The organism is Nocardia sp. NPDC003693, from assembly GCF_053981095.1.
In genome coordinates this window covers 24,379-43,281 of record NZ_JBSFNO010000028.1, presented here as the reverse complement: position 1 = coordinate 43,281, position 18,903 = coordinate 24,379, and the positions used below count along the sequence as shown (strand labels likewise).

24 protein-coding genes and 1 tRNA gene are annotated in these 18,903 nt (G+C 68.2%); 10 read left to right on the top strand and 15 right to left on the bottom strand.

Going from position 1 to position 18,903, the window contains the following annotated elements:
- Positions 1–48 precede the first annotated feature (48 nt).
- The 5 genes from ACWDOP_RS26830 to ACWDOP_RS26810 all read right to left on the bottom strand — a co-directional run bounded on the left by ACWDOP_RS26830 (position 49) and on the right by ACWDOP_RS26810 (position 3,080).
- A complete protein-coding gene (locus ACWDOP_RS26830; RefSeq protein ID WP_456347245.1) occupies positions 49–591 on the bottom strand; it encodes a GNAT family N-acetyltransferase in 543 nt (180 codons plus the stop codon).
- 62 nt (positions 592–653) lie between these two features.
- A complete protein-coding gene (locus tag ACWDOP_RS26825) occupies positions 654–1,388 on the bottom strand; it encodes an alpha/beta fold hydrolase (RefSeq protein ID WP_456347313.1) in 735 nt (244 codons plus the stop codon).
- Between the two features lie 55 nt (positions 1,389–1,443).
- Complete coding sequence (locus tag ACWDOP_RS26820; protein ID WP_456347244.1) at positions 1,444–1,854, bottom strand: hypothetical protein; 411 nt, start codon at positions 1,852–1,854, stop codon at positions 1,444–1,446.
- 230 nt (positions 1,855–2,084) lie between these two features.
- Positions 2,085–2,723: a maleylpyruvate isomerase family mycothiol-dependent enzyme gene (locus ACWDOP_RS26815; protein ID WP_456347243.1), complete on the bottom strand. Its 639-nt coding sequence runs from the start codon at positions 2,721–2,723 to the stop codon at positions 2,085–2,087.
- 243 nt (positions 2,724–2,966) lie between these two features.
- On the bottom strand, positions 2,967–3,080 hold the full coding sequence (locus ACWDOP_RS26810; protein WP_456347242.1) for a DUF5708 family protein: 114 nt from the start codon (positions 3,078–3,080) through the stop codon (positions 2,967–2,969).
- A gap of 82 nt (positions 3,081–3,162) precedes the next feature.
- On the opposite strand from ACWDOP_RS26810, the gene ACWDOP_RS26805 reads away from it, so the two are divergent.
- Entirely contained in the window at positions 3,163–3,747 is a 585-nt protein-coding gene (locus ACWDOP_RS26805; RefSeq protein WP_456347241.1) for a TetR/AcrR family transcriptional regulator, read from the top strand.
- A 61-nt stretch (positions 3,748–3,808) separates the two neighbouring features.
- Here ACWDOP_RS26805 and ACWDOP_RS26800 read toward each other — a convergent pair whose 3' ends face one another.
- The 7 genes from ACWDOP_RS26800 to ACWDOP_RS26770 all read right to left on the bottom strand — a co-directional run bounded on the left by ACWDOP_RS26800 (position 3,809) and on the right by ACWDOP_RS26770 (position 8,594).
- Positions 3,809–4,201, bottom strand: coding sequence for a hypothetical protein (locus ACWDOP_RS26800; RefSeq protein WP_456347240.1), 393 nt, complete (start codon positions 4,199–4,201; stop codon positions 3,809–3,811).
- 157 nt (positions 4,202–4,358) lie between these two features.
- The gene (locus ACWDOP_RS26795) at positions 4,359–4,910 is read right to left on the bottom strand and encodes a dihydrofolate reductase family protein (protein WP_456347239.1); all 552 of its coding nucleotides are present in this window, start codon (positions 4,908–4,910) and stop codon (positions 4,359–4,361) included.
- A 47-nt stretch (positions 4,911–4,957) separates the two neighbouring features.
- The gene (locus ACWDOP_RS26790; RefSeq protein ID WP_456347238.1) at positions 4,958–5,473 is read right to left on the bottom strand and encodes a hypothetical protein; all 516 of its coding nucleotides are present in this window, start codon (positions 5,471–5,473) and stop codon (positions 4,958–4,960) included.
- Between the two features lie 156 nt (positions 5,474–5,629).
- Positions 5,630–6,394, bottom strand: a complete 765-nt coding sequence (locus tag ACWDOP_RS26785) for a hypothetical protein (RefSeq protein WP_456347237.1) — start codon at positions 6,392–6,394, stop codon at positions 5,630–5,632.
- Between the two features lie 234 nt (positions 6,395–6,628).
- Positions 6,629–7,138 (bottom strand): HIT family protein, encoded by a 510-nt coding sequence (locus ACWDOP_RS26780; RefSeq protein ID WP_456347236.1) that lies wholly within the window; start codon positions 7,136–7,138, stop codon positions 6,629–6,631.
- 26 nt (positions 7,139–7,164) lie between these two features.
- Positions 7,165–7,683, bottom strand: a complete 519-nt coding sequence (locus ACWDOP_RS26775) for a hypothetical protein (RefSeq protein ID WP_456347235.1) — start codon at positions 7,681–7,683, stop codon at positions 7,165–7,167.
- 176 nt (positions 7,684–7,859) lie between these two features.
- On the bottom strand, positions 7,860–8,594 hold the full coding sequence (locus ACWDOP_RS26770; protein WP_456347234.1) for a peptidylprolyl isomerase: 735 nt from the start codon (positions 8,592–8,594) through the stop codon (positions 7,860–7,862).
- Positions 8,595–8,753: 159 nt separating this feature from the next.
- Here ACWDOP_RS26770 and ACWDOP_RS26765 point away from each other — a divergent pair, with 159 nt between their 5' ends.
- From ACWDOP_RS26765 to ACWDOP_RS26740, 6 genes are all read left to right on the top strand, one after another.
- A complete protein-coding gene (locus ACWDOP_RS26765) occupies positions 8,754–9,434 on the top strand; it encodes a TIGR00266 family protein (RefSeq protein ID WP_454202233.1) in 681 nt (226 codons plus the stop codon).
- A gap of 412 nt (positions 9,435–9,846) precedes the next feature.
- Positions 9,847–10,392 carry a hypothetical protein gene (locus ACWDOP_RS26760; protein ID WP_456347233.1) on the top strand — a complete coding sequence of 182 codons (546 nt, stop codon included), beginning with the start codon at positions 9,847–9,849 and terminating at the stop codon, positions 10,390–10,392.
- 701 nt (positions 10,393–11,093) lie between these two features.
- Positions 11,094–11,279 carry a hypothetical protein gene (locus tag ACWDOP_RS26755; protein ID WP_456347232.1) on the top strand — a complete coding sequence of 62 codons (186 nt, stop codon included), beginning with the start codon at positions 11,094–11,096 and terminating at the stop codon, positions 11,277–11,279.
- A complete protein-coding gene (locus ACWDOP_RS26750; protein ID WP_456347231.1) occupies positions 11,263–11,736 on the top strand; it encodes an NUDIX domain-containing protein in 474 nt (157 codons plus the stop codon). Before ACWDOP_RS26755 ends, ACWDOP_RS26750 begins: the two co-directional genes overlap by 17 nt.
- 108 nt (positions 11,737–11,844) lie before the next feature.
- Positions 11,845–12,174, top strand: a complete 330-nt coding sequence (locus ACWDOP_RS26745) for an HIT family protein (RefSeq protein ID WP_456347230.1) — start codon at positions 11,845–11,847, stop codon at positions 12,172–12,174.
- A gap of 228 nt (positions 12,175–12,402) precedes the next feature.
- A tRNA-Asp gene (locus ACWDOP_RS26740) sits at positions 12,403–12,477 on the top strand.
- A 42-nt stretch (positions 12,478–12,519) separates the two neighbouring features.
- On the opposite strand, the gene ACWDOP_RS26735 is transcribed toward ACWDOP_RS26740, so the two are convergent.
- From ACWDOP_RS26735 to ACWDOP_RS26725, 3 genes are all read right to left on the bottom strand, one after another.
- Positions 12,520–12,921: a PPOX class F420-dependent oxidoreductase gene (locus tag ACWDOP_RS26735; protein WP_454202224.1), complete on the bottom strand. Its 402-nt coding sequence runs from the start codon at positions 12,919–12,921 to the stop codon at positions 12,520–12,522.
- A gap of 99 nt (positions 12,922–13,020) precedes the next feature.
- Positions 13,021–14,520, bottom strand: coding sequence for a carboxylesterase/lipase family protein (locus ACWDOP_RS26730; RefSeq protein ID WP_456347229.1), 1,500 nt, complete (start codon positions 14,518–14,520; stop codon positions 13,021–13,023).
- A gap of 82 nt (positions 14,521–14,602) precedes the next feature.
- Complete coding sequence (locus tag ACWDOP_RS26725) at positions 14,603–15,496, bottom strand: SMP-30/gluconolactonase/LRE family protein (protein ID WP_456347228.1); 894 nt, start codon at positions 15,494–15,496, stop codon at positions 14,603–14,605.
- 237 nt (positions 15,497–15,733) lie between these two features.
- Here ACWDOP_RS26725 and ACWDOP_RS26720 point away from each other — a divergent pair, with 237 nt between their 5' ends.
- The 3 genes from ACWDOP_RS26720 to ACWDOP_RS26710 all read left to right on the top strand — a co-directional run bounded on the left by ACWDOP_RS26720 (position 15,734) and on the right by ACWDOP_RS26710 (position 18,876).
- Complete coding sequence (locus ACWDOP_RS26720; protein ID WP_456347227.1) at positions 15,734–16,360, top strand: TetR/AcrR family transcriptional regulator; 627 nt, start codon at positions 15,734–15,736, stop codon at positions 16,358–16,360.
- A 2-nt stretch (positions 16,361–16,362) separates the two neighbouring features.
- A complete protein-coding gene (locus ACWDOP_RS26715) occupies positions 16,363–17,154 on the top strand; it encodes an alpha/beta fold hydrolase (RefSeq protein WP_456347226.1) in 792 nt (263 codons plus the stop codon).
- Between the two features lie 198 nt (positions 17,155–17,352).
- Positions 17,353–18,876, top strand: a complete 1,524-nt coding sequence (locus ACWDOP_RS26710; RefSeq protein WP_456347225.1) for an alpha/beta hydrolase — start codon at positions 17,353–17,355, stop codon at positions 18,874–18,876.
- Positions 18,877–18,903: the final 27 nt, after the last annotated feature.

The window sequence follows — 18,903 nt, the reverse complement described above, 5'->3', positions numbered from 1 at the left end:
TTCCGTTGGGCGGGTGCGTGTTTCGGTCGATCCTCGGCTCGGCGCGATCTATCCGGCGGGCCGGTCGAGGCGAAAGAAGCGGCTGCGCCGCGTAGTTCCGTCCCGGCGGACGATCGTGTCCTGGCGCACGCCGAGGTCGGTCGCGCCGAGCTTGCGTATGGCGGCCGCCGACCGCAGGTTCCGCTCGTCCGTGCGGAACCCGATCCACTCGGCGCCGTGCGCGAACACTTCGCCGATCAACAGCGCCTTGGCTCGCCCGTTGACTCCGGTGCCCCACACCGCGGGGGCGAACTGGGTTCCCCCGATCTCGACGCCCTGCGGGTCGGCGGGATCCCAGATCAACGAGGTCCTGCCCACCACGATCTCCCCTCGGCGGACAGTGAAGGTCAGCCACGTCCCAGTCGCGACGGCGGCCGCGATGCCCGCGTCGAGGGTGCCGAAATCCGTTGGCACCGTGCGCGGTATGTGTTCCCACGCCCGGTCGTCGCGTAGTGCCTCGTACAGGTCCTCGGCGTCGGCGGAGTCGTAGGACCGCAACGACACCTCACCGTCGTCGAGGCGGTCGTGGGACAGGGATAGCGGCCACTTCACGGACGTATTCTGGCAACTCGAATCGTACTGCCCGGCAGCGGCTTCCGGGCGGCAGTGATGAGCTATCGCGCGTGCTTCGGCGTCTGTCCGATGGCCGGCGAGTCGCCCGATGAATGGCACGCGGCGGTGATTACGTCGACCCATACATCCGGGGCAGTCGACCACAGATTGTGATCGACGCCGGGCACCTCCTCGAACCGGCCTCGCGGGACCAGCGCGGCGAGTTGCCGCAGGGGCCAAGACGGACGAATATCGTCCTGCAGTGCAAGGAAAGTCATGGGCACCGTCGAATCGGCCAGGCGGCGAAACAGATCTGCTTCGTGAATCCACTGCACGAAGGACGCGTTCAACGCGGCGTGAACGTCCGGCGCCTCAGCGATGTCTATACCGGCCTCTCGATGCTTGCCCGACCGATATTCCTGGGACCAGGTGCGGTCTTTGTGAAGTCCGTGACCGCCCACTCCGACCACTGACCGCACGAGTTCGGGATGGTCCAGCGCGTAGCGCACGGCCAGGTCGGAACCCCAGGAATGACCGAGCACGACCCAGCTTCCGATTCCCGCTGCGCGCCGGACCGATTCGAGATCGGCAATGGCTTGCCTCATATCGTGCGGTCCGCCCCGTGAACGCCCCACGCCCCTGGGCTCCGGATACCATGCCCGCATTCCGCGAGGCGCCAATCGAGCGTCTTCGAGGTAGTGCACACACCCGGGCCCGCCGGACAGGACAACGACATCCGGCCCGGATCCGACAGTGCCGACGTGCAGCGAATTGCCATCGTCGGCCGACACGATCATGGTCTGCAACTCGATCCATCCTTGTGTAGCAAGTCAGAAGAGAATTGTCGCAGGCTCAGTGATCGGCGGAGTGTGATGCGCGGCTGACCCGAACAGTCGCGGTTTCGCTGTCGCGTTCGATCAGGAATCGGTCGAGCAGATCGAACAGGACTGCGAGCGTGTGCGATTCCTGTGCGGGCGTCAACTCGGTGACGAAGTCCCACTCGGGGAGAGCGATCTGCTGGATTTGCGCCGTCCAGGCGAAGTTCTCCCCGACCGTGTAGTTGCTCATCAGCCATTCGCGGAAGCCACTCAGGCCGGGCCTGCCGTATCTCTCGGCGGCGCAATGGAATCCCTGGAGAAACCCGGTCACGCCCTGCAGTGTCACTCGACCGACGTACATTCCCGGTCGCTGAGCGAACATCCAAAGGTATTGCCGTTCGGTGAGTTCGCTGTAGTCGGTTACAACCTTCCCGTCCACGGTCAACTGTGCTGTGGCCGGGTAGAGGTCGACAGGCCCCCTCTCGTTCTTAGTCACGTGAACACTCCATCACGGCGAACCATGCGCTGCCATCGCAGATCGACCACAGCCGCCGGTCTGGCGTCCGTACGGGTTCCTCGCACAGTCCGCCCCGCCTCACGTCATCGCCGCCTTGGATTTGCGCCAGGCCAGCGACTGCGGCAGATCGCCCGCACACCGGAACGATGGGAAGTGATTCAGAGACGGTCGCGAAGGGTGGGCAAGCCGGGTCCGCTGAGCTGTTCGCAGTAGATGGCCCGGCCGGCCATCGCCATGGTCAAGGCGAGGGTCGGCCCACTGACCAGAGCGCCGGTGCCTTCGGTGAAGGGCCCATCGGTCGCCTCCAGGCGTAGACCTTCGATCACGGTGTGGCCCGAGACGGTGAAGTCGCGGCTCGCATAGAACCGTGCGACCTCGGTGACGGCCTCGACCGAGGGCTGACGCGACAGGCCCAGCGGATACCGGATGTCCTGCGCGTGGACGACCACCTCGCCGAGCCAGGCTGCGGTGGGGCCGAATGTGGAAGTGGTGCTGGGGATTACCTCTCGGAACCGTTCCAGCGTTTCCGTAGGAGTCGCGCCGCGGTGCTCGGCCAGCCGCCGGGCATTGTGTTCGTCGAAATCGAAGCGGGCGCCGGCGACGCTGATCAGCCAGCGGAGGCGACCCGTACTCGCTGCCGCGGTGAGGTGGGCGAGGACTTCCTCCACCGTCCACCGCCCGCACAGCGACTGCTGAGCCCACTGCTCATCGTTCAGATCGGCGAGGTCGTCGGCCAACGTCGCGCGTTCGGCGTGGGCCATGGCCCACAGCTCGTCGCGAGAAATGCCCTTCGGCAAGTGCGGAACCTCCCGGCTCGGTGCTGCCCGCCCGATGAGCCCGGGCGATCGCCGGGACCACGATCTGTCACATCGCACCGGAACGGCAGCAGTTAGTTGTTCTTGCTCTGATGACGACGGCGCGCGCCCGAATTCATCGGTCGTGCCGAGTGCTCGATGTGCCGAGGGTCTCGCGCCGCCGCCTGACCATGGCGAATCCGGATCTCGCGACCTCGATGCCACCGATGATCGCCACCACCACGCCTACCTGTGCAACGAGATCACAGGTGTGTCGATATCGCGGGCGAACAACCACAACCCAAGACCGATGGCTAGCACCGCGACGCCGATCAGGATCGAAATGACGTGGTTGCGCATGGTTCTCCTTCAAAAATCAGGGCGACTCGCACAGCTCCCCACGGCTGTCATTTACTAACACGACTGTACTACCATAGCGTGGGTGCCCAAACTCATCGACCATGCACAGCGACAGCAGGAGATTGCCGAGGCGGTCTGGCGGGTGATCCAGCGCGACGGTGTGAGCGCGGTATCGGTCCGGGATGTGGCTGCGGAGGCCGGGATTTCGGCCGGGTCCCTGCGGCACGTGTTCGCCAGTAAGGCGGAACTGCTGGCGTACTCGATGCGGCTGGTGCAGAAGCGAGTTCGTGAACGGGCCGAGTCGCATGCGGCGATCATCGACCCCTGGGAACGAGCCCTCGCGGTCATCGCCGAGTTTCTGCCGCTCGACGCCAATCGGCGCTGCGAGATAGATGTCAATCTCGCACTCGTCGCCGAGAGTCCGGCTCACCCTTTGCTGAAAGACATTGCGCTGGATGCCTACCGGGAACTGCGCGCGGGTTGTGCGGCGGTGCTGACCCGGCTGGCCGCGTGCGGATTGGTCAGGCCCGGACTCGACCTCGATGCCGAAGCCATCCGGCTGCACGCGCTGATCGACGGTGTATCTCTGCACGCACTGATCGGCGACGCCGACGCTGTGCACACGGCAGAAGGTGTCATTGTTCAACACCTGCGGACCCTCGCCTGAATTCCCGCTTCGGTGGCGAATTCCCTTTTCGGCGACAGGTATACGGGGCTAGCGCTCAATCTCAATCATCGGCCAACTGTTTGCGAAACTCCTTCCGCCAGTGTGGGTTCTGACGCAGAACCACGACCAAGCCCAGGGCTTCACCAACCGGCAGGCTGAGCGCGTCGGCCAGCGCGTATGCGGCCATGGCGCGGTTCTGCCAGACAACTCGGTCGTCGTAGTCAGAGCGCATGACCCGCGACTCGGCGTGCACGCGGCGTAGCCGCAGGCCCAGGGCCGAATCGTCGGCCAGACCGGGACAATCGGCCTCGCTCAGCAGCGGCAATGCGTCGATGACCTCGTCATAGGTGTCGAGGCCGGTCTCGGCGGTCAGCGACGTCACCTGCTTGGTGAGCACGCGGCGTAGGTGCTCGGGTGTCGCGGCGTCGACCAGGGCGGCGAACTGGTCGGGCACGGGTACCTGCTGGTTGCCGTGGGTGGGGAGCAGGGGGCCGGCCTGAGTCCCGTGCGACTCAGACTCCTCAGCCTCATGGCCGAGAACGGACTGACATTCGAGGCGCACTGATCGGCGCACCGACGCTCCGTGTCACCCGCGTCGGGGATCCGGTGGCTCAGGCGGTGACGTAGCGCAGCAGCGTCGCGGTCTCGAACCGCCTTGTCTCGACCAGGCGGAGGGGAATCCGCTTGTCCAGCAACGGGAACATCGGGGTGCCGCCGCCGAGGATGACGGGGGAGACGAACAGGTGGTACTCGTCGATCAGGTTGTGGGGCATCAGGGACGCGGCCAGGGTCGCACCGCCCACCTCGATCACGCCGTCGCCTTCGGACTTCAGGCGGCGGACCTCCTCCACCGCGTTCGCGCTCACCAGGGTGCTGTTCCACTCGACCTCGCGCAGGGTCCGGGAGAACACCACCTTGGGTTTCTCGGTCCACAGGGCCGAGAAATCGCGTTCGATCGGCGGGGCGGTGTCGGGGACGTGCGGCCAGTACTCGGCCATCAGCTCGTAGAGGCGGCGGCCGTTCAGGGAGAGCTCGACCTCGCGGAACCTGTCGTTGTGGAACGCGTGGAGTTCGTCGTCGGGGTCGGTCCAGTCGATGTTGCCGTCGCGGTCGTTGATGTAACCGTCGGCGGACGTGCCGATTCCGTAGATCAGTGTCCTCATGATCGTGTAGACCTCTCGTTCGGACGAAACTCATCGGTCGTCGATCGTCAGTAGTCTCCGACTCGGCGCAGCTCCCAGAACTGACCCGGGCCCGGGGGTTGCAGGACGACCTGCGGCGGACCGGTGGGTGAACTGTCCGCGCGCAGGTCACTACCCGGGTACGACAGGTAGTACGCGTCCTGGCCGGCGGGGACGATCCGCCAGCGGGGTGCGGCCGCGCTCTCGGGCAGGCCGACGACGACCGCGCCGGGGAACGCGACCGCCGAGAGTGCGAAACGGTTGTCATGGTTCACGATCGCGAAGTTCTCGCCGTCCGAGTCGCCTATCGGTTCCAGCCACCAGATCCAGCGACCATCCCCGGGCGGCGGGGCGGCGGCGTCCAGCGCGACCGCGGGCGAGGCGTCGACGGTCCGGAGCCACAGGTCGTGGTCGCCGCGCAGAACGAGGCGGTAGGCGCCGCTGGCCAGGGTGGCCTGCGCGGGTCCGGCGACGGTGAGCGCGGCGCCGAGCAGCGCCGCAGCCACCGCCAGCGCCGAGCACGCGCGGGCCAGGTGAGATCTCATGTCAACCTCTGATGTCTCACGGACTTCGGACCTCCGACGGTACCCCGCCTCGGAGCCCCGGTCGCGGCTCGGCGGCCGCGCGACAGGTCGAGGTTGCCACCGCGCTCGCATGGCCGGTTCAGAACTTGGCTCCCGCTCACCGGGTTCGTGGCCGCCTTACCCGAGGGCGCTTCCCGGGGCGTTGGCGTAGCGGCGGTAGATGATCGGCTGGGCGGCAATGCCATTGGCCGCGAAGTTGGCCAGGACGAACGTGCGGAAGGTGCGGCGGAACAGTAGGGCCGGGAGGAATGCGCGCAGGGTCGGCCAGCTCGCGTGGTTGACGAGGGTGTAGTCCTGGGGCTCGGTGGGGAGCGGGCGCATCGGCACCGAGTTCAGCAGGGCGGTCTCGCGCTGGAACCAGCCGGCGGTGTATTTCCACACGTCGAAGACGGTTTCCGAGTCGGGGCAGTGGAAGTAGTTGAACAGGAACCAATGGTTCGCGTCGTGGTCCACGTCGGCTATTCGGGCGGGACTGCTCGCGGCGGTCAAACGGACGTGTTGGGTGCTGCCTTCCAGGACCGCCACGAGTTCTTTGCACGCGGGGTCGTCTCGCACCGCGGCGAGGGCGTCGACCGTCTCGGTGCGCAGCAGGACGACCACGTCGTAGCGGGCGGGGCGGACACCGGCGCGGCGCAGCAGCGGAGCGCCCTCGCCGGGCGGGCGCAGTGCGGCGGTGAACACCGTCGCCTCGGCGACATCGTCGCGCTCGGCCAGGCGGCGGCACAGGGGTGCGAGCTGGTCCAGAACGCGTCGGCGCGACCGCCGTCCCCACGGTATCGGGCCCAGCCAGCGACCGGCCTCTGCGGCAAGGAGCAGGAATCCGCTGGTGGTCGGGGTGGACAGCTCGACCTGCGCGGCGTACTCGCCGTTCACAATGCGCATGATGCACTCCCTCGGGCCGGAACGATCGTTGATCGGGTACTGCGGCACGGGCTGGACTTTCGGCGGATGCGCCGCGAGTTCGACCGTGCGGACGCCGCGAGTCGATTGCCGCGCGATACTGTGGCTCTGCGCCGAATCATGCAGTTCGCCTGCCGCTTTCGTCGAATGGCATGGTGCTGCCATCCAACTTTGTCAGAGTGACGAACCCGCCGGTGCCCGATCGGCTGCCGTCAATTACAGGGGCAGAGGGGTTTCGCGCGCGCCGGTAGTGTCGCCGCCGAGTGAGAAGCCGACCGGCGGAACGGATTCCGCCCGCTGGAAATGCCCGGCCAGCCGTTCGCACAGCTCGGTCAGGACCGATTCGTCGATAGGCTGCCCGTCGGTCCAGGAGGCGAACCAATCCACCGTGTCCGGGGTCCCGGCGGGGCGCACGAAGACATGCTGGTGGAAATGCGGGACGCTGCGGCCGGTGATGGCGGAGAAGACGTACTCGGGGGAGATTTCGGCGCGCAGGGCGAACGCGGCGCGGCGGACAGCCCAGCCGACGGCCACTGCCTCGTCGTCGTCGAGATCGGCCAAAGTTGGCGCGTGGCGCTTTGTTTCGACGAACAGGTAGCCGGGCATCGGTATCCCGTCCGAGAGGGGGCGATGCGTCACGATCACGAGATCGTCGGAGAAGACCACCGGGCCGACCAACGGTCCCAGTCCGCGGTGCTTGTCACAGATCGCGCATCGGTTCCCCATTGCGCGACCGTACCGGCGGGGAGCGCTCAGTGCCCGCCGTGGAGCAACTGCTGAAAGCCGGCCGCTTGCTCGCGGAGTTTGTCCGCGTACGCGGGGGAGTCGAACGCCCACTCCGGGTTGTGCCAGCGGTGTGCCGGGGCGCCTTTGTGGTTGGCGGACCGGTGGATCGCGCGGAGGACGGCCGGGCGATGGATCAGCGCCACACGCCAGTCGCCGAGGAGGCGTGCGGCGATATTGGCGATCACTATGCGGCCGTGGTGGTTCGTGCCGACCACGCAGACCACCTCGTTGCCCATGCCGGCGAAACCGCCGACCACGTGCAGTTTGGCTCCGGCGGGGAAGATCCGGTGGCTGCGGTAGTGCTCTTTCGGGCCGGGGTTGTACGGGTAGGGGCGCAGGTTCGCGACGATGCACCATTCGGGCCGAACGGCTTCGGTGCGCTGTGAAGCCGGGTCCGCCGGTGGGACGGGCGGCTTGGGGGTGGTGCGCGGCTTCCGGAGAGCGGCCGCTGCCGCGCGGAGCATGGCCGCGAGAAAGAGCTTCACGACCTGTCAGCGTAAGTAGTCCGTGGTCTGCGGCCAATCGCATTTCGGGCCGGGGCGTGGTGACAGCGGTTCGCCGAGCACTCGTTTATCGGGTGATGTCATCCGCTGGTCTTGCGCCCACCCGCGCGGACCGTGCTCGCGCGGGTGGGTCGAGAAGCGGCCGTACCGCTTTCGAATCAGCCCTGTTCGGCGGACACCGACACCAGGGTGGGGTCGGCGGCGGGCTTGCCGTCGCCGGAACCGTCCTGGGTGCCCGCGGCGACGATGCTCTGCAGGGCGTCCATGCCGCCGGTGATCCGGCCGAACGGGGTGTAGTTCGCGGGCAGGCGGGTGTCGCGGTAGACCAGGAAGAACTGGCTGCCATTGGTATTGGGGCCCGCGTTCGCCATCGCGATCGTGCCCGCCGGGTAGGACGCGCCCGCCAGGTTCTCGTCGACGAACTTGTAGCCCGGGCCGCCGGTGCCGGTGCCGGTCGGATCACCGCACTGGAGCACGAAGATGCCCTCGGTGGTCAGGCGGTGGCAGCGGGTGTGGTCGAAATAGCCCTGATCGGACAGGAATACGAACGAGTTCACCGTGTGCGGGGCGCGGGCGGCGTCCAGTTCGGCGGTGATGGTGCCGCAGTTGGTCTCCAGGGTCGCGGTGTAGGTCGCGTTCTGGTCGATCGTCATCGCGGGCTCGCTGGCCCATTTTGCGCCGGTGGGCGTGCCGGACTCGGGCGCGGAACAGCCGGGGGAGCGCTGCGGCGCGGGATCGGGCAGCGCCTCGGCCCGGCCGGTCACCAGAACGGTGAGTGCGACCACCGCCGCGACGAGGCCGACGCGCCGAAGCGCCTTGCGGTCTAAGCGAATTCGGCGCGAGCGCCGCGGTTGATCGTCATCGAGCGGCAGCGTGTGCGTCTCGGTGGTCACCGGGTGGTTCTCCTTCATCGTCGGGGGTAGGACTCGGACCGTGCCGCCCGGCATCATTGCATCTGCGCCGCCCGCGCGGACCGGGATGGCCGCAATGCCGTCGGGGACGCGCCGGGATCGCGCGCGCGAGGGGGGTTTTCGCTGCTAACGTCGCCGAATATGAAGGTTCAACTGCGGCACAATCCGTCGTCGACCATTGCCCGCTGCTTCCTCGACCCGGGCGAGCCCATGCGGGTCGAGAGCGGGGCCATGGTCGCGCATTCGGCCGGGGTCGCGCTGCACGCCAAGGCCGAGGGCGGTGTGCTGGCCGGGCTCAAGCGCTCGATGCTGGCGGGCGAGTCGTTCTTCGTGTCCACGTTCACCGCGCCGCAGCAGGGTGGCTGGGTGGATGTGGCGCCCGCGCTGCCGGGGGACATGCTCTCGCTCTCCATCACCCCTGACCGGCCGTTCTACATCAGCCGCGGTGGGTGGATCGCCAATTCGCACGCGGTGACGGTCGAGGCGAAATGGGGCGGGTTCGCGAATCTCTTCGGTGGGGAGGGCGGATTCGGCCTGCGCGCGCACGGGCACGGCGAGGTGGTGCTCGGGGTGTTCGGCGCGATCGACGTGATCGATCTCGCGCCCGGTGAGCCGGTCACGATCGACACCGGGCATGTCGTCGCCTACGACCTGGCCATGAACTTCACGATTCGGCGCGCGGTGTCCGGTCGCTCGCTGCAGTCGCTCAAGTCCGGCGAGGGGTTCGTGTTCGACTTCGTCGGCCCCGGCCGGGTCCTGCTGCAAACCCGCAACCCCGGGGCGTTCGCGGCGTGGGCAGGGTCCTCCGCTTCTTCGGGCTAGTCGATGTGATCTAGATCACCGTCCCAATGAGTGGGCATAACCCCAGCTGGAACTGGTTCTAGTATGAAATCTTGATCCGACCGGGAAACTTTTCTCGCGAAAAGCCACCCGCAAACATGTGAAGCGTGCATGCTTCGCATGTTCGACATGTCGTTTCACAGATGAGGAGTACACCGTGTCCGGATCCGCAGCGGATTTCCTGGCCGAGGTTCTGATCAAGACCATCCAGGGTCTGTTCACCGGCACCGCCGGCCAGTAACTGTCGCTCCGACGGCAACGCCCGAGGAACTTCGGTAGCCCATCGAGTCGCGCGGGACTCGGTGGGCTGCTGGCGTTTTGGGGGTGGTTGTTGTGCCGGATAGGCTGGGGCGGTGATGTTCTCGTACGCGAAGGGCGCTGTGCGCCACGGGCGATGAACCCCGGTTCGCCCGGGGTGGTCGGCGATCGTGACGCTGTCCAGACGGTCCGGTTCGATCTTCATGTCGGTTTCGTGCTGCCCCGCCGGTGGCGCGCCGCAGGCGGGCTTCCGATCTGCCGCCGGGATCGGGTCGTACCCCGCGTCGACGGCGTACTGCTCACCGATCTTGTCGATATGTTCGAACTCTCCGCCGGCATGGAACCCGCGCGCGGTATGTACGGCGGCATCGTCCTGCGGGGCCCGGTCGAGGTGCTGGCCGACAGCTTTCGCGGAAACGCGCCTGGGGCAACAGGATCGAAGGTCCCGCTGCTGGGTTGCGAGTGCGGAGAGACAGGCTGCTGGCCGCTGCCCGCCGCGGTCACGGTGACCGAGGATCTTGTGGTCTGGGACCGCTTCGAACAACCTTTTCGCCCGGGCCGGGACTACGCGGGTTTCGGTCCGTTCCGCTTCGCGCGCGGACAGTACGAAGACGCGCTGCGCGACTTGGTGTCCGAGAATACGGTGGGGCCCTGGTCTAACCGTCAGGGTCGGGCTCATTGATCGAGCACCCTCATCACTCCTCCTTTCGGGCGCTTATGGGTCCCCACTCCGGGCTCGTCCGACGCGGTCGTATCTGTCTGCGGCGCTTCGGCGGCCTCGGACTTCTTCGATCACTCGTCGCGTGGGAAGGGCGGTTCCAGTGAGCAGATGGCGAGCAGGCGCTAGGCTGGAAACAGACTCCATCTCTGTGGACGTCGCTGTGCTGACCGGCGGGGTTTCTCACTCGTAGAGCTTGCTCTTGCCCCGTCGGTCATCAGCCCAGTTGGGGCCGACCGCCCCCGCGACCAGTGATCTGCGGGATACCGTGACGAAATGTCTACGTACGAAACGGTTTCCGTCTGTTTGGCAGCGGGTTCGCTTACAGTTAGCGCAGTCGCGTTCGGTGGTCTTCTCTGGCAGGTCGTTCTGCTCGCGCGGGGCGCGAAGGCCGAGAACGTCCACAAGCGACAGCAGGCAACCGTAGATTTCATGGCGGCTAGTCTGCATCGCATCGCATCGCATCGCAGCGATGAGAAGTCGAGGACTGCCCGACCACTGGGATGGTCCGGCAATTGCGGTGTTGATACGAGCTGCCAACGGAGGCGATGCGGACGCCAATACGCTGATTGCCGACTACCTCCAGTGTTTTCAGCTTCTTGGCGGTCGGTGTTCGCCGGGGCACGTTTGACGAGGACTTGGTCGCTGGCACCCAAATTCGGGCAGTGATCGACTCCGAGATGATCGTCACCCCGTACCTGTTTCGCGCGCGGGGATATCAGCACACCGCGCTGCACCTGCGGCGGTTGTCGCCGTACGGCATGTTCGAATCGTATGCGGACCAGTTCGAACAGATTTGGGGCGCCACGACCCCCTACGGGAACGAGGTGGGCAGTGAGCTCACGGCGTGACTATTACCGGGATCCCAACGCGCCCAAGCCGAACTCGCTGAAGCCCGGGGGCTCGGCGTTGGTCGTGGACGAGGACGGGCGAGTGCTGATGCAGCGGCGCGGCGACTCGGGCAACTGGTCGTTGCCAGGGGGAATCATGGAGTTGGGGGAAACGCTCGAAGACTGTGTGATTCGCGAGACTCGGGAAGAGACGGGGCTGGACATCGAGATCACGGGACTACTGGGGATCTATACGGACCCGGGTCATGTGATCGAGTATTCGGACGGTGAGGTCCGGCAGGAGTTCGCGGTGATCTACTACGGGCGGCGGGTCGGTGGTGAGCTTCGGGTATCTCACGAATCCACCGAGGTTCGATTTCTCGGGCTCGAGGAGTTGAAGAATATGCCGGTGCATCCGACGGTGCGATTGCGGCTCGAGCACCACGCGGGGAGTACGAACCTGCCGTGGCTGGGCTGAAGCCGTTGTTCGCGGACGATGCGGCTCGGTTGCCCTGGGGAACGTCGTCCCGGGGCGGCCTTCCGATCCCGTCGGGTTGACCGGTGAGGAGAGTGGTGTGGTCGGGGAGTGTGTGTTCTGCGCGCGGATCTCGGCGGGGCAGATCGAGGGAGAGTACCCGGGTGGGGTGGTGCGGTTCGCGCCTATCGAGCCTGTGGTCGCGGGGCACATGTTGTTCGTGCCGGGGTGGCATGCCGAGCACCCGGACGTGCAGCTGTTGGGCGGGCCATGGAATCGGCGGCAGCCTACGGCGAGGCGATGGGGACCGACTTCAATCTGATCACCTCGGCGGGAGCGGCCGCCACGCAGACCGTTGCCCACCTCCACGTGCACTACGTGCCCCGTCGAACCGGGGACGGGCTGGGGCTGCCGTGGACGGGGACTTCCGGGTCGGGGTGATACACCCGAGTCGAGCTGTGCGCAGACCACGGCGGCGTAACTCAGTGCCCGGAAGCGGTGGGACGAGTCTCGGACAGCCCGGCGTTGTCCGTGACTCGCGCATTGCCGGCCGGTCACCGCCAGCCCCGGTGAAAATCAGTTGAGAGAGGATCCGTTGGGTGCGAATCTTGTTGTACCGCAACGCGGGAACGGGGGGCGGGCAGGAAACCGCCGGAGGCGGGTTACTGGCGATCCGTAGCTCAATATGGTCAGAGCACCGCCCTGTCACGGCGGAGGATGCGGGTTCGAATCCCGTCGGGTTGACGAGTGGGGCGTTCGTGTCGGACCCGGGGTGATGTCCCGGGCTCAGGGTTGGCCGGGGGTCGGGAGGGGCTCCACCTCGATCGCGGCGTGCACCTTTGTGATCCCGCCGCGCAGGAGGGCGTAGGGGACGAAATAGAAGGCGTGATTCCAATAGCGGCGGACTATCTTGTCGAACACGCGGCGGGTCTCGGTCGGGGGGAGCATCCGGGCCACCGCCTCCACGGGCTCGCCTTTCACCTTGCCCAGGACGCCGCACTTCTGGATCGTCACGCGGGGAGTGTTCTTGATGCGCTTGGTTTTCCAGGAGCCGTCGTCGGTGATGATCAGCAGTTTGCCGTTCTCGGGGACGCCCCAGACCGGGGTGGGTTTCGGGGTCCCGTCCTTGGTGTAGGTGGTCAGGAGGAGGTAGCGCTCGCGGTAGACGTCGTCGAAGGTCGGAGCCATGGGTCTGGTCACCTCGGGGTGTCGGGGTTCGGGCGGCGCGGACCATCATCGCGCGAACCGGCGACCGCCGCCGGGCGAGCGGCGGACCGGCGCGTCGGGTCAGGGGGTTGGGGCGGAGCGGGATCGGCGCAGCGCCCGGAGTTCGTCGGCGCGGGGAACCGGGACGTCGCGGGACTCGGGGGCGTCGAAGACCCGGATCGTGTGGGACGCCGCGTGGAACGGGGTCCAACCGGGATCGCCATCGGTCGCGAACGACACCCAGGCGCGGTGCATCTCGGTGGCGAGGGCGTGCGGTGCGTCGGGGCCGGTCAGGGTCGGCAGAGCGTCGGGCCGGTCGAAGACGAACGGGATCTCCATCACGTGGCTCGCGCCGAGCTCGGCGACCGGTGAGCGCCAAGCGAATTCGTAGACATAGGTCGGATGCGCGGGGGCGAGCGCCGTCGCGATGCGGAGCGCGTCGTCGCGAAAGACCAGGTCGGTGATCACGGCGCAGAAGAGGTCGGCGGGACCCGCGCCGGGGCGGTCGGCGGCGTAGGTGTCCAGGACGGCGGGATCGATGCCGTAGCGGGCGACCGCGTGCGGCAGGATCTCGGCGGTGATGCCGGCCGCGGCGCCGGTGGGGAAGACGAAGAAGCGGTACTCCTCGGCGGTCCAGCCGATGAGCAGGGGGACGGTCCGATCCGGTTGGGCGGCAACAACATCGGACGGCCGGGCGGTCACGTACTCGCCATCGATCACCGGAAACAGGCTCATGACGCCGAAGCCGTTGGCCAGCACGGACTCGCCCCAGCGGGCGGGGGTCGGATCCGCGATGATGTCGCGAGCGAGCTCCTCCTGTGCGGTGCGCAACCGGGCCGGATCGAGGGCGCCGAAATCGGCCGCGGTGGGCGCGATCCCGAGCAGGCCCGCCAGGTGCGCGGTCACCTTGGCCGCGTCCTCGGCCGTCGCCACCGTGGATCCGTTGGCGCTCTGCGCGATCGCGCGGTGGAACAGCCCGCGAGCGGGCGGAGACGCGAGCAGGTCGAGCACACTCATACCGCCCGCCGACTCACCGAAAATGGTGACATTGCCCGGATCTCCGCCGAACGCGGCGATATTGCGCCGCACCCATTCCAGCGCGAAGACCTGGTCGCGCAGGCCGCGATTGTGCGGTGCGCCCGCCACGGCGGCGAACCCGGAGATGCCGAGCCGATAGTTGATCGAGACCAGCACCACGCCGTCGCGCGCGAAAGTGATGCCGTCGTACATGGTTCGAGCGTTCGAGCCGCGGGTGAACGCGCCGCCGTGAATCCACACCATGACCGGCAGACCGCGCCCGCCGACATCCGGCGTCCAGACATTGAGATTCAGATAGTCGTCGCCGGGTATGCCGTCGCTGCCGATGAGCGCGTCGATCGGCGGCGGGTACGGCGACTGCACACACGTGGGCCCGAACTCGAGGGCGTCGCGGATGCCCGCCCAGTCCGGCACCGGGGCCGGCGCCTGGAACCGGGCGGGGCCGACGGGCGCCGCGGCGTACGGGATGCCGAGGAATCGGCTGATCCCGGCTTCGGTCCGGCCTCGGATCTTGCCGCCGGTGACGTGAACGATCGTTTCCATTGCGCGAGCTCCTCGAGCTGGGGTCGGTTGACTACATGGTGGGGGACGCCGGTTCGGAACTCCGGGAGATCCCGGAACCGGGTCAGCGCGGGCCGGCGGCCGTGACGGGGACGCGCAGCGCGACCACCGTCGACTCGCGGGCGTTCGAGCGCGCGTGCTCGTCGAAATCCGGTGCCGTGCAGACGAACAGGGTGCGGCCGTCGCTCCCGCCGAGCGCGCAGGCGAACGCGCCGGTGCCCAGCGGGATCTCGTCGGTGATCGCGCCGGCCGCGTCGACGCGCAGGACGCGGGCGTGCAGGGCGTCGGCCACCCACAGCCCTGCTTCGGCGTCGAGCGCCGAACCGTCGCCGCCGACGACGACCTGCGCGAGGACGTCGCCCAGGTCGTGCGCGGTGGGCAGGTCGCCGAACCGGGCGTGGACGCGCCGGTTGTGCAGACCGCCGTCGGCCGCGATATCGAAAGCGGTGATGCGGTTGCCGAGCGTCTCGTTGACCAGCAGCACGTCGTCTTCGGTGATGACCGCGCCGTTGGGGAACCGGAGATCGTCGGCAACCTCGGTCACCGTCCCGTCCGGATCCACGCGCAGCAGGGGCGCGGGTCGCGGGGATTCCGCCGCGGCCAGGTCGAATCCGAAGCAGCCGACGTAGGCCCGGCCGTGGCGGTCGACCACCATGTCGTTGAGGTGACCGACCGCGCTGCCGGACAGGTCCGCGTGGGTGACGAGGGCGCCGTCGGCCTCGCGGCGCAGCAGCAGCCGATCGCGCATGGACACGATCAGCAGCCTGCCGTCAGGCAGCCGGCCCAAACCCGAAGGCCGGGCGGGGACTTCGGCTTCGACGCGGAGATCGCCGCCGTCGGCGGTCACGGAGATCACCTGATGGGTGTACATGTCCGACAGCCACAGTCGGCCGTCGTACCAGCGGGGGCTTTCCAGGAACGCGAAACCGGTGAGAACGGTGGTGATGTCAGGGGTCATTCGAGGTCTTCTCTCGGACGTGCGCGCTCGCCGACTCCGCCGGTTCCGGCGTCGCCGCTCCGCGCGGTGCACGAGCGAAACGAGCGCTACCTGAACGATCGTTCAGGCGGGTGATTGCCAGCATGGATGCGATGCCGATCACATGTCAAGGGAAAACGCGAGCGAATTGCCGGTATTGAAAGCCGAACGCCGAATCGCTATCGTTCGATCTGAACACTCGTTCACACGGGATGGATGATGACTACGCACGCTCTCGGCGAGACCGACCTGCTGCCGGCCGGGGCAGAACTGTCCGGCACCCGGCGGCGCCTGTACGAAACCGCGCTGCGGCTGTTCGGCGAACAGGGCTATCACGCGGTCTCGGTCCGCGATCTGGCCACCGCGCTGGGACTGCAGCCCGGCGCCATCTACACCCACGTCAGCTCCAAGCAGCAGCTGCTGTACGAGCTCGTGGCGATGGGGCACCGGTACCAGCGCGACGTGCTCAAGGACGTCCTGCTCGGCACCGGGCCCGACCCGGCCGAGCAGGTGCGGGCGCTGGCCCGCGCGCACGTGCAGCTGCATCTGCGCTACCGCGAGCTCGCCCGGGTGACCCATCGCGAATTCCGTTCCCTGACGGCGGAACAGCAGGGACAGCTCTACACGATCCGGGCCGAGACCGAACAGATGTTCCTCGACGTCATCGAGCGCGGGGTCCGGCTGGGCGCGTTCGCCGCGCCCGAGCCGTGGCTCAGCGTCGCCGCCATCGGGGCGATGGGAATTCGCGCGGCCGAATGGTGGACGCCGCAGGCGCCGTTCGGCGCGGACAAGGTCGCGGATACCTTCGCGGACTTCGCACTTCGACTGCTCACGGAACAGGGGTAGCTATGCCGTTCGCCGAAAGCCAAGGGGTACGCCTGCATTGGGAGGAGCGGGGCAGCGGAAGCCCGGTGCTGCTGGTGCAGGGCGCGGGATTCGGTGCGGCCATGTGGTATCCGGTGCTGGCGGCGCTGCGCGCGAACCATCGGGTGGTGAGCTTCGACAATCGGGGGATCGGGCGCAGCACCGCGACCCCGGTCGCGAGCATCGCCGACATGGCCGCCGACGCCCGCGCGGTGCTCGACGCGGCCGGGATCGAGCGCGCCCACGTGTACGGGGCGTCGCTGGGCGGGGTGATCACGCTCGAGTTCGCGCGGCTGTTCCCGGAGCGGGTCGCCTCGCTCGTGCTGGGGTGCACGGGGATTCTGTCCGCCGAGAAGCCGCGCGCGCCGCTGTGGGCCGATCTTCGATTCTGGCTGCCGCCCGCGCTGACCGTCGCGGCGTTGCGGACGCGGCTGTACGGGCCGGCCGCGCCCCGCGCGGAGATCGACGCCGACCTGGCGGTGTTTCGCGCCGAGAAGCGCAGTCGCATGGCGCTGCGCGCGCAGCAGCAGGCATTGCGTTCGTACTCGATCGCCCCGGCCGAAGTCGCGCGGCTGACGGTTCCCAGCCTCGTGTTGCACGGGGAAGCCGATCGGGTCGTGCCGGTCGAGTTCGGGAGGGAGCTGGCGAATACGTTGCCCGACAGCCGATTGCGGACCTACGCGGGGTGCGGGCACAACTACCTCATCGGCGCCGGTGAGCAGGCGAACGCCGACGTGCTGCGGTTCTGCGCGGAGGCGGACGCGAACATTCGCTGACGATCGGGGCGGGTTCGCGGGGGTTCGGCGGACCGAACGCGGGTATCGCCGTGCTCGTGCGGTCGGATCGCTCGACACGCCGACGGTGGCGCGTCGGCCGGTGCCCCGGTCGGCCACCTGGGAGTGTCGTAGCAGCCGGCGCACGGGCGCCGGATCGCACGACCAGCGCGTTCACCACACGAGGGGAGTTCCACCGGCATGAAGTCCGCCACCGCCGCGGCGACAGCGTTCCTGCTCGCGTTCACCCTGGCCGGCTGCTCGCAGTCGTCGACGCCGGACGAGATGCAGCGGTTCTACGACCAGCAACTCGCCTTCGGGGCCTGCGACGGCTACGCCACCACCGTCGGCGACGAGACGGCCATCGCGAGCAACCCGGACTTCCGTTGCGCGCGACTGGAAGTCCCGCTCGACTACGACGACCCGGGCGGGCGGACCATGCGGATCGCCGTCCTGAAGGCGCCCGCGCGCGGTGAGCGGATCGGCTCGCTGCTGCTGAACCCGGGTGGGCCGGGCGGGCCCGGAATGGCCATGGCCGCCGTCGGGGCCAAGACCTGGGCGCGGAGCCCGGTGACCGAACGGTTCGACCTGATCGGGTTCGACCCGCGCGGGGTCGGGGCGTCCACGCCGGCCATCGACTGCTTCAGCGACGCGGAAACCGATGCGGGACAGGCTGTTTTCCCGATGGCATCGAGTGTGGGGCGCTGGAGTGCGGACGACACCCGGGCGCTGGTGGACCGCTGCGCCGAACGCAGCGGCGGCGCGGACGTGCTCGAGCACGTCGGCACCCGGGACGCGGTGCGCGACATGGATATCCTGCGCGCGACGCTCGGCGACGAGAAGCTCAGCTACCTCGGCCAGAGCTACGGCACCCGGCTCGGGCCCGTCTACGCCGAGACCTTCCCCGACCGCGTCCGAGCCATGGTGCTGGACAGCGCCATCGACCCGCACGCGGGCACCGTCGACCGGCGCATCACCCAGTTCGCGGGCTTCCAGCGCGCATTCGACACGATGGCCGCCGACTGCGCCACCCGCCCCGACTGCCCCCTCGGCACCGATCCGGCGCGGGCCACCACGAACTTCCAGCAGCTCGCCCGGTCCGTCGCCGACAAGCCGGTCGAGGTCGAGGGACATCGGCTGACCTTCGCCGACGTGTGGGGCGCGGTCACCGCGGGGCTCTACGATTCCGCCGCGTGGCCGGTGATCACCAAGGGCCTCAACGAGATCCGCGAGGGCAAGGGCGACACCCTGGTGGCCCTCGGCAACGCGTTCGGTGGCCGCGGCCCCGACGGCCGCTGGCCCAACTTCGCCGAGGCCGCCTACGCGATCAACTGCCTCGACGAGGAACGCCGCACCCCCGACGAGGAAACCGAGCTGCGCCGTCGCCTGTACGAGGTTGCCCCGTACATGGATCCAGGCCAGGGCGTCGAGGGCGCACGCGATGCCTGCGAGTTCTGGCCCGCCCCACCGACCCTGGGCTACCCCTACGCGGCGGGTATCGAGGGCCTCCCGCAAACCCTCACCATCGGCATCACCGGCGACCCCGCCACGCCCTACCCCGGCAGCGAGTCCCTCGCGCAAACCCTCGGCGGCACACTGCTCACCGTCGACGGCGAACAACACACCGTCGCCCTGTCCGCGGTCAGCCCCTGCGTGAACGACGCCGTCGCCGACTACCTGATCAACCTGAAGACCCCGCCCGCCGGGACGCGCTGCACCCTCTAGCCACGCCGTCGCGGCCCGGGCCGGTGA